The sequence below is a fragment of the Streptomyces sp. NPDC048278 genome, from assembly GCF_040652195.1.
In the GTDB taxonomy this organism is placed as follows: domain Bacteria; phylum Actinomycetota; class Actinomycetes; order Streptomycetales; family Streptomycetaceae; genus Streptomyces.
Map to the genome: position 1 here is coordinate 36,639 of NZ_JBEZLP010000002.1, position 14,126 is coordinate 50,764.

The 14,126-nt window shown below is 68.7% G+C and carries 14 protein-coding genes, 1 tRNA gene and 1 pseudogene; 10 read left to right on the top strand and 6 right to left on the bottom strand.

Annotated elements, in window-relative coordinates; all coding sequences use genetic code 11:
* Positions 1 to 95: 95 nt before the first annotated feature.
* Genes AB0D74_RS03770 through AB0D74_RS03785 form a run of 4 tightly spaced genes read left to right on the top strand, consistent with a single transcriptional unit; the run spans position 96 to position 3,133 of the window.
* On the top strand, positions 96 to 1,139 hold the full coding sequence (locus AB0D74_RS03770; protein ID WP_362580249.1) for a hypothetical protein: 1,044 nt from the start codon (positions 96 to 98) through the stop codon (positions 1,137 to 1,139).
* The gene (locus tag AB0D74_RS03775) at positions 1,136 to 1,825 is read left to right on the top strand and encodes a YdcF family protein (RefSeq protein ID WP_362580251.1); all 690 of its coding nucleotides are present in this window, start codon (positions 1,136 to 1,138) and stop codon (positions 1,823 to 1,825) included. Before AB0D74_RS03770 ends, AB0D74_RS03775 begins: the two co-directional genes overlap by 4 nt.
* Positions 1,767 to 2,582, top strand: coding sequence for a WbqC family protein (locus AB0D74_RS03780; protein ID WP_362580253.1), 816 nt, complete (start codon positions 1,767 to 1,769; stop codon positions 2,580 to 2,582). Before AB0D74_RS03775 ends, AB0D74_RS03780 begins: the two co-directional genes overlap by 59 nt.
* A complete protein-coding gene (locus AB0D74_RS03785; protein WP_362580255.1) occupies positions 2,579 to 3,133 on the top strand; it encodes a flavoprotein in 555 nt (184 codons plus the stop codon). The genes AB0D74_RS03780 and AB0D74_RS03785 overlap by 4 nt, the downstream gene beginning before the upstream one ends.
* Positions 3,134 to 3,274: 141 nt before the next feature.
* Here the strand turns inward: AB0D74_RS03785 and AB0D74_RS03790 are convergent, their stop codons facing one another.
* Genes AB0D74_RS03790 through AB0D74_RS03805 form a run of 4 tightly spaced genes read right to left on the bottom strand, consistent with a single transcriptional unit; the run spans position 3,275 to position 8,143 of the window.
* The gene (locus tag AB0D74_RS03790) at positions 3,275 to 4,894 is read right to left on the bottom strand and encodes a glycoside hydrolase family 13 protein (RefSeq protein WP_362580257.1); all 1,620 of its coding nucleotides are present in this window, start codon (positions 4,892 to 4,894) and stop codon (positions 3,275 to 3,277) included.
* 32 nt (positions 4,895 to 4,926) lie between these two features.
* Entirely contained in the window at positions 4,927 to 5,772 is an 846-nt protein-coding gene (locus AB0D74_RS03795) for a carbohydrate ABC transporter permease (protein WP_362335036.1), read from the bottom strand.
* On the bottom strand, positions 5,769 to 6,827 hold the full coding sequence (locus tag AB0D74_RS03800) for a sugar ABC transporter permease (RefSeq protein ID WP_362580259.1): 1,059 nt from the start codon (positions 6,825 to 6,827) through the stop codon (positions 5,769 to 5,771). The genes AB0D74_RS03795 and AB0D74_RS03800 overlap by 4 nt, the downstream gene beginning before the upstream one ends.
* Before the next feature lie 11 nt (positions 6,828 to 6,838).
* Complete coding sequence (locus AB0D74_RS03805; protein ID WP_362580261.1) at positions 6,839 to 8,143, bottom strand: ABC transporter substrate-binding protein; 1,305 nt, start codon at positions 8,141 to 8,143, stop codon at positions 6,839 to 6,841.
* Between the two features lie 395 nt (positions 8,144 to 8,538).
* Between AB0D74_RS03805 and AB0D74_RS03810 the strand changes: the two genes are divergently transcribed.
* From AB0D74_RS03810 to AB0D74_RS03820, 3 genes and pseudogenes are all read left to right on the top strand, one after another.
* Positions 8,539 to 9,558: a LacI family DNA-binding transcriptional regulator gene (locus AB0D74_RS03810; protein ID WP_362335026.1), complete on the top strand. Its 1,020-nt coding sequence runs from the start codon at positions 8,539 to 8,541 to the stop codon at positions 9,556 to 9,558.
* A gap of 225 nt (positions 9,559 to 9,783) precedes the next feature.
* A pseudogene (locus tag AB0D74_RS03815) lies at positions 9,784 to 10,697 on the top strand (site-specific integrase); the annotation flags it as partial.
* Positions 10,695 to 11,051, top strand: coding sequence for an arsenate reductase ArsC (locus AB0D74_RS03820; protein ID WP_362580981.1), 357 nt, complete (start codon positions 10,695 to 10,697; stop codon positions 11,049 to 11,051). The pseudogene AB0D74_RS03815 and the gene AB0D74_RS03820, both read left to right, overlap by 3 nt.
* Positions 11,052 to 11,298: 247 nt before the next feature.
* Here the strand turns inward: AB0D74_RS03820 and AB0D74_RS03825 are convergent.
* A tRNA-Gly gene (locus AB0D74_RS03825) sits at positions 11,299 to 11,372 on the bottom strand.
* 283 nt (positions 11,373 to 11,655) lie between these two features.
* Between AB0D74_RS03825 and AB0D74_RS03830 the strand changes: the two genes are divergently transcribed.
* From AB0D74_RS03830 to AB0D74_RS03840, 3 genes are all read left to right on the top strand, one after another.
* Positions 11,656 to 11,817 (top strand): hypothetical protein, encoded by a 162-nt coding sequence (locus tag AB0D74_RS03830; RefSeq protein WP_362580263.1) that lies wholly within the window; start codon positions 11,656 to 11,658, stop codon positions 11,815 to 11,817.
* Between the two features lie 77 nt (positions 11,818 to 11,894).
* Entirely contained in the window at positions 11,895 to 12,470 is a 576-nt protein-coding gene (gene dcd, locus AB0D74_RS03835; protein ID WP_133023558.1) for a dCTP deaminase, read from the top strand.
* 10 nt (positions 12,471 to 12,480) lie between these two features.
* Complete coding sequence (locus AB0D74_RS03840) at positions 12,481 to 12,987, top strand: phosphoribosyltransferase (RefSeq protein ID WP_362580265.1); 507 nt, start codon at positions 12,481 to 12,483, stop codon at positions 12,985 to 12,987.
* A gap of 69 nt (positions 12,988 to 13,056) precedes the next feature.
* On the opposite strand, the gene AB0D74_RS03845 is transcribed toward AB0D74_RS03840, so the two are convergent.
* Positions 13,057 to 14,103, bottom strand: a complete 1,047-nt coding sequence (locus AB0D74_RS03845) for a Yip1 family protein (protein ID WP_362580267.1) — start codon at positions 14,101 to 14,103, stop codon at positions 13,057 to 13,059.
* Positions 14,104 to 14,126: the final 23 nt, after the last annotated feature.

The window sequence follows — 14,126 nt, forward strand, 5'->3', positions numbered from 1 at the left end:
CGGCCTCGAAATGACCTGGTGTTGCACTTCCGTTGCACTTCGCGCCCCAGGCCATCACTGAGAGTGCTTCCATACGTGACAGAGGGAGGTCATCCGTGGTCAGCGTGCAACAGTGGACTGGTCGGGAGGCGAGTGCCTTGCGCGCCGCCCTGCGCATGAGCACCCGCGCCTTCGCCGAGCACCTCGGTGTCGCGCTGCGCACCGTGGCCAAGTGGGAAAGCCTCGGCACGGAGACCCAGCCACGGCCGGATACGCAGGCCATTCTCGACACCGCGCTGTCCCGCGCGGACACCGCCGCCCATGTTCGGTTCGACGCGCTGCTGTTCCCTGAGCGGAAGGCCGCACGGCCAGCGGACTACGAGACCTGGACCGAGGACATAGAACGCGCCGTGGTCTGCGTCAGCCGCCAGGACTTCCCCTTCGCCTCGACCCTGCTGAACCGCTGGCTGGGCGGCCACGACCCGCACGAACTCGACGACAAGGGCCTCTACCTGTACGGCCGTTCCCTCGTGCTCCTCGGTGATGTGCAGCGTGACCAAGGGGCGATCCTAGGTCCACTGTCCGCACGCCAGTCCTACCTGACCGCGCGCGCCATGTTCTCCGAACTCGACATCCCCCGTCGTCTGGCCCAGATCGAGCTGTCCCTCGCCGTCGTACAGGAGATGTCGGGTCAGCTCGACGCGTCCGCCCGCTGGTACGAGCAGCTTGCCGCAGACGAGCGCCTCAGCAGGCGTGACCGGGCCCGGGCACGCCTGTGGATCGGGACGGCTCTGAGCAAGGAGGGCAACAACGCCTACGCCACCACGGTCATGGCAGCCGCCACCCGCGAGTTCGAGGAACTCGGCGAGCCGGAGGACTGGTCGGTCGCCCACCAGAAACTGGCCCTGGCCCATCGCGGCGCCGGCAACCTGACCCAGGCCCTGCACTGCATCGACATCGCACGCACCACCGGCACGGTCGACTCCCCCATGCAGCGGGTGCGGGGGGACACCGCGTACGGGCACATCCTTCTGTCGGATGCGGCGACCCGGAATGATGGGCTGTCCGTCCTCGATCAGGCGGCACAGGTGGCACGCCAGTACGGGCTGAGCCACCAGCTGCGCAGCATCGAGGGCATCCGAAAGGGCCAGCAAGGATGAGCCAGGGAGTGCCAGTGCCGGAGCACGAGCAGCGCCAGATCACCGACGAACAGTTCCACGACGCGACGCTGATCTGGAACTACCACCAGATGGGCCACGAGCCGCGGCCCTGCTCGGCGGCGATCGGCCTCGGCAGCCACGACCTCGGAGTGGCCACCACGGCCGCGGACCTCTACGGCGCCGGGCTCTTCCCGGTCCTCGTCTTCAGCGGCGGCAACAGCCCCACCACCCAGGCCCGCTTCCCCCGCGGTGAAGCCGTCCACTACCGCGAGCACGCGCTGAGCCTGGGTGTGCCGGACGAGGCGATCCTGGTCGAGGCGAAGGCAGCGAACACTGGCCAGAACATCACCCTCTCCCGTGAGCTGCTGACCGCGGCCGGCATCACGGTCGACTCACTGCTGCTGATCTCCAAGCCGTACATGGAGCGCCGCTCCTACGCGACCTGCCGAAAGCTGTGGCCGGAGGTGGAGGTCGTGTGCGCCTCCGAGCCACTGGAGCTGGACGACTACATCAAGTCCATCGGTGACGAGAAGCTCGTCGTCGACATGCTCGTCGGTGACCTGCAGCGGGTGATCGAGTACCCGAAGCTCGGCTTCGCCGTCGAGCAGGACGTACCGGGGGATGTTCATGACGCCTACGAGCGCCTCCTGGGCGCCGGGTTCGACAGCCGCCTCATCAGCGACTGAGCCACCCTGCGCGGGCCCGCCGTCGGGAGGGGTCTGCGCGATCCATCAGCCGAACCTGTTCCCACGGCTGTCCACGTTGGCGAAGCTCTTCGCCGCCGACCGCTGGATCGTCCTGGACGACGTGCAATTCGCCCGGCGCGACTACCAACATCGAGCCCGGCTGGCCGCCCTGGACGACCCTGCGCGGCAACAGTGGCTCACCCTCCCTGTTCATCTTCCTCATGGACGCCCAACGCTGATCCGACAGGCACGGTTGGTCGATCAGCGTCGGGCTCGACGGAGAGTCGAACTGCTCGTGCGCCAGTTTTACGGTCGCAGCGCCCACTGGGGTGCGGTGTCCGAGGTACTTGGCGCGGTCTCGGACGCGTTCGATGTCTCCGACCACGTAGCCGATCTCGCGAAGATGTCGACGACGGCCCTGCTCACCGCACTCGGCTGGTCAGGCGAAGTGATCGACAGCAGCCAGATCTCGGCCCGCCCAGGCCGGTCCGACCGCCTTGCCGACCTGGCCGCGGCCACCGGCAGCACCGGCTACCTGTGCGGCACCGGCGGTCTGCGTTACCTCGACGCGCGTCCTTTCGGCGCCGAAGGTATCCCCGTGCTGTTCTTCCACACCCCTGTGGATACGAACGACCCGCTCTGGCACCGATCCCGCCGTATCAGCAGCCTCTGGGCCCTCAGCAAGATCGGTCCTCGGGAGCTCGCGAACCAACTGGCCGCGCATCGAGACACTCACCGTCCTGGAGCCCACACGTGACCGAACCGACCGCCCCAGAGAAGAAGCCCTTCCTCTACGTCGTCGTCTGCGGCTGCGGCATCGCCGGAGACGTCGGCAAACTGATCACCGCAGCACAGGGACGGCACTGGGACGTCGGCGTCGTCGCCACACCTCAGGGACTCGGCCTCCTCGACGCCGAGGCGATCCAGGCCCAGACCGGCTACCCGATCCGCTCCGCCTGGCGCACCCCCGGCGAAGCACGCCCTCTCCCGCCCGCAGACGCGATCGCCGTCGCTCCGGCCACCTTCAACACAATCAACAAGTGGGCCAACGGCATCTCCGACACCCTCGCCCTGGGCATCCTCTGCGAGGCATACGGCATGGGCATCCCCGCCGCTGTCCTGCCGTACCTGAACTCGGCCCAGGCCGCCCATCCCGCGTATCGCCGGAGCCTGGACCACTTGCGCGAGATGGGCATGCTCATCGGTACGTACGAGCCGCACCGTCCGAAAGCCGGAGGCGGGGCTGACCGCTTCCGTTGGGCGGAGGCGCTGGACCTGCTCGCTCCGAAGCCGCATGCCACCGCTTGATCAGCGCCGCCGTGCCAACGAACCCGACCCGTAGCTGGAGGAGGATGTGCTCTGCTGCCGCCTCATGCTGCGAGGCCAGGGCCTGTCCGGACAGCGGGGAGTGGGACCGGACAGGCCCTGGGTCTGTGGGGTGGTGGCTCGCTACACCGTGAGCCAGACGGCCTGGTCCGGGGCCAGGCGGTTGTCCTCGACGGGACCGCTGGTCAGCAGGACCGAGGTGTGTGCGGGCAGTTCGTAGGGCTCGGTGGAGAGGTTGGCCACGTAGACGAAGCCGGGCTCGCGGTGGAAGGCGAGGACTCCGGCCGGGGTGTCGTCCAGCCAGGTGAGGGTGCCGTCGCCGAGGGCGGGGTGTTCGCGGCGTATGCGGAGGGCGGTGCGGTAGAGCTCCAGCATGGAAGCGGGGTCGCCGGTCTGTGCTGCCACGGTGCGGGGTGCCCAGTCGGCGGGCTGGGGCAGCCAGGGGGAGGCGGTGGCGTCGGCGGGGCTGAAGCCGTAGGGGGCGGTGGTGCCGGACCAGGGGATCGGGACGCGGCAGCCGTCGCGGCCGCGTTCGGTGTGGCCGGAGCGTTCCCAGACGGGGTCCTGGAGGACGGCCTCGGGGAGGTCCTCGATCTCGGGGAGGCCGAGTTCCTCGCCCTGGTAGACGTAGGCGCCGCCGGGGAGGGCGAGAGTGAGCAGGGCGGCGGCGCGGGCGCGGCGGGTGCCGAGTTCGAGGTCGGCGGGTCCTGCGGGGATGTAGGACTCGTTGGCCAGCCACTTCTTCGCGGCTTTACGGCCGTAGCGGCTGACGTGGCGCATGACGTCGTGGTTGGACATGACCCAGGTGGCGGGGGCGCCGACGGTGCCGAGCGTGGCGAGGGTGTCGTCGATGACGGCGCGCAGGTCCTTCGCGTCCCAGTCGGTCATGAGGAAGTCGAAGTTGAAGGCGGTGTGCAGGCCGTCCTCGCGGACGTAGGCGGCGAGGCGTTCGGGGGTGTCGGTCCACGCCTCGGCGACGAAGGAGCGGTCGCCGGGGTACTCGTCGGCGAGCTTGCGCCAGGAGCGGTAGATCTCGTGGACCTCGTCGCGGTCCCAGAAGGGGTGTACGTCTCCGGAAAGGTCTGCCAGGTCGGGGAGTTCGGGGTCCTTGAGCAGGCCGTGGGCGACGTCGATGCGGAAGCCGTCCACGCCCCGGTCGAACCAGAACCGCAGGACGGACTCGAACTCCGCGTGGACCTCGGGGTGCTGCCAGTTGAGGTCGGGCTGCTGGGGGGTGAAGAGGTGGAGGTACCACTCGCCGTCGTCCACCCGGGTCCAGGCCGGGCCGCCGAAGCGGGAGTCCCAGTCGTTGGGCGGGAGGGAGCCGTCCGGGCCGCGTCCGGGGCGGAAGACGTACCGCTCGCGCTCGGGGCTGCCGGGGCCTGCCGCCAGCGCCTGCTGGAACCAGGCCGCTTGGTCGGAGGAGTGGTTGGGGACGATGTCGGGGATGATCCGGATCCCGTGCGCGTGGGCTTCCTCGATGAGCTGTTCCGCTTCGGCGACCGTGCCGAACAGGGAGTCGATCTCGCGGTAGTCGGCGACGTCGTAACCGTGGTCGGCCTGGGGGGACTTGTACCAGGGGTTGATCCAGAGGGCGTCCACACCGAGGGACTTGAGGTACGGGAGCCGGGAGCGGATGCCGGCGATGTCGCCGACCCCGTCGCCGTTGCCGTCGGCGAAGCTGCGGATGTAGACCTGGTAGATGACGGCGCTGCGCCACCAGGGCGCGGTGGTGGGGGGCACGGGTCCTGCTCCTTGCGTGTCTGCTGAGGGGGTCACTTGGCCGCGCCGGCGGTCAGTCCGGCGACGATGCGACGCTGGAAGATCAGCACCATGACGACCAGCGGGATGGTGACCAGGACGCCGGCGGCCATCTGGCTGCCGAACGGGGTCTCGTACGTCGTGGCGCCGGTGAACTTGGAGATGGCGACCGGCGCGGTCTGCATCTGGGGTTTGTTGGTCATCGTCAGGGCGATGAGGAACTCGTTCCAGGCGGCGATGAAGGTGATGATCGCGGTGGTGAAGATGCCGGGCGCGGCGAGCGGCATGATGACCCTGCGGAACGCCTGGCCGCGGGTGCAGCCGTCGATCATGGCGGCGTGTTCCAGTTCGTCGGGCATCTGCCGGAAGAACGTGGTCAGGTTCCACACCGCCAGCGGCAGCGCGAAGGACATGCTCGGCACGATCATCGCCTGGTAGGTGTTGATCCAGCCGATGTCCGTGAAGAGCTTGAGCAGCGGGACCACGATCGAGACCACCGGGAACATGGAGGTGGCGATGATCAGGGTGAGGATGAATCGCTTGCCCCGGAACTCCAGCCGGGCCATGGCGTATGCCGTGAAGGTGGCCAGCAGCAGGGACAGCGTGGTCGTGATGCCGGCGACGACCAGGCTGTTGAGGAGTGCGCGGGGGAAGCCTTGTGAGCTGTCGAGCAGGGCGCGGTAGTTCTCGAAGGACACCCGGGTGGGCAGCAGCGAGTTGTCGAAGATGTCGGAGGCGCCGCGCAGGCTGGAGACCAGCATCCAGTAGAAGGGGGCCAGGCAGTAGGCGACGACGGCGAGGACGCCGACGTACGGCAGCCACCTGCGCCAGACGGCCGGGGACGAGGACGAGGAGGTCATGCCGTCACCTCCGTACGGCGGGAGAGGATCCGCTTCCTACGCCTGGCCTTGCTCTTGCCGCCGCTGTCGTCGTCTCCGACGAGGTCGGCGCCGAGCAGCCGTACGAAGGCGAGGGCGACGAGGAAGACGTAGAGGAAGAGGAGCACGGAGTAGGCCGAGGCCGGTCCGAAGCGGACGTTGGACGCCTCGCTCTGCGCGAGCATGGAGAGGGTCTCCACGGAGTTCTTCTGGGCGCCGATGAGGAGGTAGGGCAGGTCGAACATCCGCAGGGCGTCCATGCAGCGGAACAGCATGGCCACCAGGAGAGCGGGTTTCACCAGGGGCAGGGTGATGTGCCAGAACTGGCGTGGGGCGCTGGCGCCGTCGAGGCGGGCGGCCTCGTAGACCTCCTTCGAGATCACCTGGAGCCCGGCCAGGACCAGCAGTCCGATGAACGGGGACGTCTTCCACACCTCGGCGACGATCACCGCGACCTTGGCGTGGAAGCCTTCCGTCGTCCACAGGACCTGGTGGCCGATGAGGGCGTTGGCGATGCCGTTGCTGTTGAAGATCCAGCGCCACAGCAGGCCGGAGATGGCCGTGGGCACGGCCCAGGGGATGAGGATGCTCGCCCGGATCAGCCCCCGGCCGCTGAACGCCTTGTGCATGATCAGGGCCATGGCCACACCGATCACCGTCTCCAGCCCGACCGTGACGACGGTGAAGAAGGTGGTGTTCCAGAAGGCGTTCCAGAACCGGTTGCCGGCGGCTCCGAAGATGTCGGCGTAGTTCTTCAGCCCCACGTACGGCTCGGTGTCGCTGATGAAGCCGGTCTTCGGGTCCAGCCCCTTGGTCCCGTACAGCGACTCCTGGAGCGCCATGATCGTCGGGTAGAGCACGACGATCGACAGCACCAGCAGGGTCGGGGAGACCAGCAGGGCTGCCACCCGGCCCGAGCCCGCGGTGGCGCGGGCACCGGAACCGGAGCGCCGCCGCCCGCTCACCGGAGCCCGTCCGCCGGCCGGGCGCTCGGTCCCGGCGGTGGCGGATCCCGGTGGGATCTTGGTGTCGGCCATGGCCCCTCTCCTCACTGCCCGGTGGACTTCTGCAGCTCCTGCTGCAGGTCCTTCAGCGCCTGCGCGCTGCTCTTGCTGCCGGTCAGCGCCGCGTACGCCTCCTGCTGGATCGCCGAGGTCACGTCGCCGTACTGCACGACCCGGGGGCGTGGCACGGCGTGCGTGATCGACTGCTTCAGGACGGGCAGGTACGGGTACTGCGCGGTCAGCGTCTTGTCGTCGTACAGGTCGGCGTAGGCCGGGGCGAAGGCGGCGTCCTTGAGGAAGGTCGTCGCGTTCTCCTCGTCGGTGAAGAACTTCATGAAGTCCAGCGCGGTGGCCTTGTTCTTGGCGTAAGAGGACAGGGCGAGGTTGGAGCCGCCCAGGCTGGAGGAACCGGTGCCGTTCAGGCCGGGCAGGGGTGCGACCGCGTACTTGCCGGCGATCTTGCTCTTCTCGGCGAGGGCGTACACGTAGGGCCAGTTGCGCAGGAAGACCAGCTTGCCGTCCTGGAACGCCTGGCGGCTGTCCTCCTCCTGGTAGGTGATGGCCTCCTTGGGGATGGTGCCGTCCTTGAAGGCGCCGACGAGGAAGTCCAGGCCCTTCCTGGCCGCGGCGGTGTCCACGTCCGGCTTGCCGTCGGCGTCGGTGATCACGCCGCCGGCCGAGTTCACGGCCTCGGCGAAGTTCACCGTCAGGCCCTCGTACTTCTGGAACTGCCCGGCGTAACAGGACACGTCCTTGCCCTCGGGCAGCTTCTTGATCTTCGCGCAGTCGGCGGTCATCTCCGCCCAGGTGGTCGGAGGCTCGCCGATGCCGGCCTTCTTCAGCAGGTCGGTGCGGTAGTAGAGGATGCCGCCGTTGGAGATGTACGGCGCCGCGTACAGGCTGCCGCGGTACTTCGCCGTGTCCACCGCGGGCGTCAGCATCTTGTCGAGCGGGAACTGCGTCTCGGGCAGCTTGGCGATCCACTGGTGTGCGGCGAACTCCGAGGTCCACACGGCGTCGAGGGAGAGCACCGTGTAGGCGTCGGACTTGGTCTCCGCGTTCTGGATCATCTGCTGGCGCTGCGAGTCCGGGTCCGTCGGCAGGTCGATGACGGTGACCTTCTCCTTCGGGTGCAGCTTGTTCCAGCGGTCGATCACCTTCTGGACCACGCCGGTGGTGTCCTTGCCGGACACGTACGTGATCGGGCCGCGGCCGGTGAACGACGTGCTCTGCGACTGCCCCGAGGAGCCTGCGGAGCTGCCACCGCCGGAACCGCAGGCGGTGAGGGTGAGCCCGGCGGCGACGAGGGCGGCCGAGCACTGAAGGGCTCTGGTGGTTCTGGCGTTCACTGTCTCTCCTGAACGTGCGGTACCGAAGTCTCGGCGGGGGCGCCCTGTAGGGAGTAGCTACCGAGATGACTCTGGGATGGCTCTGTTACGAGACTGTGCTGTCACGGCATTTTCTTGATCAAACACGCAGGTCAAAGCCTTGAGGGATGACTTCGCGGCGACGGCTCCGACTCCGCTGAGACAACGCTTGCACCGTAGGAGTGCATCTGGCGGAAGTCAATCCGTAACTTCCTGGTAGCACGGGGAGAATTGGGTGGGTCATGCAGCTTATATAAGGGCAAAACTACCCATTGAACTCGCCCGAATGGGCGAGACAGCGCTGTCACGAGGTATCTGGCGGAGGTGTGAATCTGTGCTAACTTCCGCTCATGCCGCCAGCTCAACGACTGCCCACCATGGCCGATGTCGCAGAACGGGCGGGGGTCTCCCCGTCCACCGTCTCGCGCACCCTGCGCGGCCTGACATCGGTGGCCCCGGACGTCCGTGCCCGGGTCGAGGAGGCCGCGCGTGAGCTGAACTTCGCGGTCTCCCGGCATGCCGCGAGCCTGGTCACCGGCAAGACCGGGGTGGTGGCGGTGCTGGTGCCCACGCTGGACGCGTGGTTCATGGGGGCTGCGCTGTCCCGGCTGGGACCGCTGCTGCGGGCGGCCGGCCTGGAGATGACCGTCTACGTCATCCCCGACCTCGCCGAACGCACCGCGTTCTTCGAACGCCTCCCGGCCCGCCGCAACGCCGACGCGCTGCTCGTCTTCTCCTTCGACCTCACCGCCGAGGAGACCGCCCGCCTCGACGACCTGGAAATGCCGGTCATCTACGTCAGCCAGCACGTCCAGGGCCGCCCGAGCGTCTACGTCGACGACGTGGCCGGTGCCTGCAAGGCCACCCGCCACCTGCTCAACCTCGGCCACCGCCGGATCGCCTTCGCCCAGACCGTCGGCGCCCGCGGCTTCAGCTTCAGCACCCGCGACCGCCTCCTCGGCTACCGGCAGGCGCTCACCGAGGCGGGTATCCCCCTCGACGACGACCTCGTGGTCACCATCCCGCCCCGCGACAAGCGCGGCACCATGGAGGCCGTGGGCGAGTTGCTGAGCCTGCGCGAACCGCCGACCGCGATCTTCGCCGACGCCGACGAGCAGGCCGTCTCCGTCATCTGGACCCTCCGCAAGACCGGCATCCAGGTCCCCGAGCGGATGTCCGTCGTCGGCTTCGACGACCAGGACACCGCCGAGTGGTTCGACCTGTCCACTGTGGCCCAGTCGCCCTCCGACATGGGCCGCGTCGCCGGCGAACTCGCCCTGAAACTGATCGACGACGCCGAGACCGACCGCGAACAGCACATCGTCCTGCCCACGACATTGATCCCACGGGCGACGACGGCACCGCCGCCTCCTGGGGAGCGCGAAGGTGATTCTTGAGGGCCGAGTGATCTAGAGGACGACGGATTTCCGCTGCCGAGAGGGTCCAGCCGAGGCCGTCAAGCCGTCGCTTCAGGCGAGCTGACGGCGGGGTGATCAGTGCCGACGCGTCTGGGGTTCCTGCCGGTGCGGAGCGGTGGGGCGCGCCACGATCGCCGAGTACGTCGAGGCGCGCTCCGTCGAGCCGGTCCGCCGTGTCCGTGTCCGCTACCGGAAGGCGGCTTGATGGCAGGTCGCAAGCCGCAGCGGCGGCGCGAGTTCGGCACAACCCGCGAGCTTCCGTCCGGCAGGTGGCAGGCCCGCTACATCGGCCCGGACGGGCAGCGGTACACCGCGCCGGAGACGTTCGACACCAAGACGGACGCCCAGGAGTGGCTCAACCTCGTTCGCGCCGACATCGAGCGCAGCGTCTGGCGCGACCCCGACGCCGGCGCGGTGAACTTCGAGAGGTACGCGCTTCGTTGGATGGAGGAGCGCGGCCTGGCCCCCACCACCGTCGACCGCTACGACGGCCTGCTCCGCCTCCACATCCTGCCGACCTTCAGCGGCAAGGACCTGGACGACATCACCCCGCCCTCGGTCCGCACGTGGCGAGCCGAACGCCTGAAGGCCACCGGCGCCACGACGGTCGCCAAGTCCTACCGGCTCCTCAAGGCGATCCTTCAGACGGCGGTCGATGACGACCTCCTCCGCAGCAACCCGTGTCGCATCAAGGGCGCCGGCAAGGAGGAGGCCGACGAACGCCCCACCGCGACCATCGAGCAGGTCTTCGACCTCGCCGATGCCATGGGCCCTCGCTGGCGCCTGATGGTCCTGCTCGGCGCCTTCGCTTCCCTCCGCCCGGAGGAGCTGGCCGAACTGCGCCGCCGCAGTGTCGATCTCGACGAATGCTCCCTGCGGATCGCGCTCGCCTCCCCGAGCTGACCAACGGCAGCCGCGTCACCGGTGACCCGAAAACAAGAGCGGGCAAGCGCACCGTCCACCTTCCGGAGTTCCTGCTCCCGGAGCTGCGCCGGCACCTCCAGTGGTTCGCGGAGTAGGACCCGGACGGCCTGCTCTTCGTGGGCGAGAAGGGCGCCCCGTTCCGCCGCTCGACCTTCGGCCGCAAGTGGCGCAAGGCCCGGCCCAAGGTCGGGATGGCAGACATCCCGCTCACCCACCTCGCCGGAGACGGGGTGGAGGTTCGCTCGGCCGGCTCCGCCTCCGCGGACACGGTCAACCCCGCCGTCGTGGAGGCGATGAGCGAGGTCGGCATCGATGTCTCCGGCGAGACCCCCAAGGTCCTGACCACGGAGGCCGTCCGGGCATCGGATGTGGTGATCACGATGGGATGCGGCGACACCTGCCCCGTCTTCCCCGGCAAGACCTACCTGGACTGGAAGTTGGACGATCCGGCCGGGCAGGGCGTCGACGCCGTACGCCCCATCCGCGACGAGATCGAGCACCGCATCCGCACTTTGCTCGCCGACCTCGATACGCAAGCCAGGGCCTGACACACCCGACCGCGTGAACTCCGGCTTTGCGCATGCGACTTCACCGAGACCCTTAGCACTTGTGGCGCAGGTCACAGAAAATGCGTCTCGCCATTCGAGACGATCGAGGCGCGAGGTGTCCAGAGTGACGCCCGGACACCCTTGATGCGGCCACTTAACGTCGACTTAGGGCACCCGGAGGGCACGCAGCCCCCAAATTGGACTAGACAACAAACAAACCCCAGGCCACTGACCTGGGGTTTCGATCTGGAGCGGGTGACGAGAATCGAACTCGCGCTCTCAGCTTGGGAAGCTGATGTTCTACCATTAAACTACACCCGCGTGAGACGCCGACGGGGTCGGTGTCTGAACGCTTGGTCACTGTACCTCATGGCGGACCCCCGGTGCTCGGACCGTGGGGTTCGGGTGCGTTTCGGGGGTGGGTGCGGGGGTGGGATCCGGGTGCGGGCGGCCGGAGTTGGGGCGTACGGTGGAGGTGTGGGAGAGGGGCCCGGTAGGCCGGAGTGCCGCCTGGAGAGCCGTCCCTTTGATCCCGTAATGTGGCTTTCCGTCGTCACGGCAGTAAGCCCGACGCGGCTCCTGGGGAAGGGACTTAAGGGACTTGATGGAACAAACCGTCGTCCGCTGTGCCGAAGGGCACGTTTTCAACACCGCTTCGTTCCCGATGCAGCAGGCCGAGCGGCTCGGCCCCGGCCGGCTCGTGCGGTGTCCCAAGTGCGCCCGGCTGCGCAGCGTCGTGCCGGTCGCACTTGAGAAGCAGCAGTAGCGGGCAACAGCAGTAGCACGGGCGCGTGGACTCGTCACGGTTTTCGTGGGTCCGCGCGCCTTGCGTATCCTCGGGACGTGCTTCTCTCAGACAAGGACATCCGGGCCGAGATCGATGCCGGGCGGGTACGGATCGATCCCTACGACGAATCCATGGTGCAGCCGTCGAGCATCGACGTGCGGCTGGACCGCTTCTTCCGGGTGTTCGAGAACCACCGGTACCCGCACATCGACCCCTCCGTCGAGCAGCCGGACCTGACCCGGCTGGTGGAGCCGGAGGGCGACGAGCCCTTCATCCTCCACCCCGGGGAGTTCGTCCTCGCGTCGACGTACGAGGTCATCTCGCTCCCCGACGACCTCGCCTCGCGGCTGGAGGGCAAGTCCTCGCTCGGGCGGCTCGGGCTGGTCACGCACTCCACCGCCGGGTTCATCGACCCCGGGTTCAGCGGGCACGTGACCCTTGAGCTGTCCAATCTCGCGACCCTCCCGATCAAGCTGTGGCCGGGCATGAAGATCGGGCAGCTGTGCATGTTCCGGCTCTCCTCCCCCGCCGAGCACTCCTACGGCAGTGAGCGCTACGGCTCCCGTTACCAGGGGCAGCGCGGGCCCACCGCCTCCCGCTCCTACCTCAATTTCCATCGGACGCAGGTGTGAGGGGCCAGGCGTGAGCAGCGGTAGCGAGGTCCGGGAGAACCTGACCTACGAGCAGTTCGGCGTCGCCGTGCGCGAGCTCGCGCAGACCATCGCCGACGACGGGTTCGAGCCCGACATAGTGCTGAGCATCGCCCGCGGCGGCGTGTTCGTGGCCGGCGGGCTCGCCTACGCGCTCGACTGCAAGAACCTGCACCTGGTGAACGTCGAGTTCTACACGGGGGTGGGGACGACCCTCGACATGCCGGTCATGCTCGCGCCCGTCCCCAACGCCATCGACTTCAGCGACAAGAAGGTACTGATCACCGACGACGTCGCCGACACCGGCAAGACACTGAAGCTGGTCCGCGACTTCTGCCTCGAAACGGTCGCCGAGGTGCGGTCCGCGGTGGTCTACGAGAAGTCCCACTCCCTCGTGAAGTGCGAGTACGTGTGGAAGCGTACCGACGACTGGATCAACTTCCCCTGGAGCGTCCTGCCGCCCGTGGTGCGGCGGGACGGGCAGGTGCTCGACGCCTGAGGGTGCGTGAAGGCCCCCGGCCGGTGGGCCGGGGGCCTTGTCGTGTGCGGCGGCGGTCGTGGCGGCGGGCTAGAACGTGCCCAGCTTCACGATCGACAGCAGGGCGATCAGCTGGATCGCCGAGGCGCCCAGGGCCTTCGGCCACGGCAGGTCGTGGGACTTGCCGACCATCAGGGTGAGGAGGACGCCCGCCCCGACCCAGGTGGCCCAGCCCAGGAGCTGGACGAAGCCGGCGTTGCCGCCGAAGAACATGGCGACGAGCAGGCGGGGGGCGTCGGTGATCGACATGATCAGCATGGAGAGGCCGACCGTCGGCTGCCAGGCCCCGTCGCCGCCGAGCTGGCGGGCCAGGGTGTGGGTCACCACGCCCAGGACGAACGCGGAGAGCACCATCGCGATCGCCGTCACCAGGACGATCGGGACCGCGTTGGTGAGGGTGGCGTTGATCGCGTCGGCACGGGCGCCGTCGAAGCCGAAGACGGCGAGCAGGCCGTAGAGGAACGTCACGATGAGGGCGGGGCCCCACATCGCGTAGTCCCGCATCTGGAGGAAGGTCTGGTTCGGGGCGAGGACGATCCCCCTCAGCAGGTCCTTCCAGTGCAGGCGCGGGCCGATCGGGCCGGACGGCGCCGCCGAGCCGGCGTGGTAGGTCGCGCCCTGCGTGTACGCGCCGGCCTCGTCGACCGAGAAGGCCTGGGTGTGACCCGGCTGGTTCGCCGCGTACGGGTCGGGGTTGCCGGCGCCGTGGCCGCCGCCGTAGCCGCGGTCGTCGCCGAAGTACTCCGGGCCGTCGCCGCCGCCCTGCCCCGGCTGGTGCCCAGGGTGGCCGCCGCGCGCCTGCGCCTGCGGCCAGCCGGACCCGCCGCCGTGCTGCGGATACGGCGGCTGCGGGGCCGACGGGTACCCGTACGACGGCCCCGCCGGCTGCCCGCCGAAGCTCTGGGGCGGCGCCTGCTGCCCGTACGCGGGTTGTTGCGGTCGCGCTTGCGGGGCGCGGTCGTCCCGGCCGCCGCGTCCGTTCCTGAATCCAGCCACGTCATCGAACGTACCTGGTCCCGGAGATCCGTGTGGCGGGCTCGGGCACCCGAGCCCGCCATTGCCGCAGACCTGTGACATCCCCTAGGGGGCGTCACAGGGGC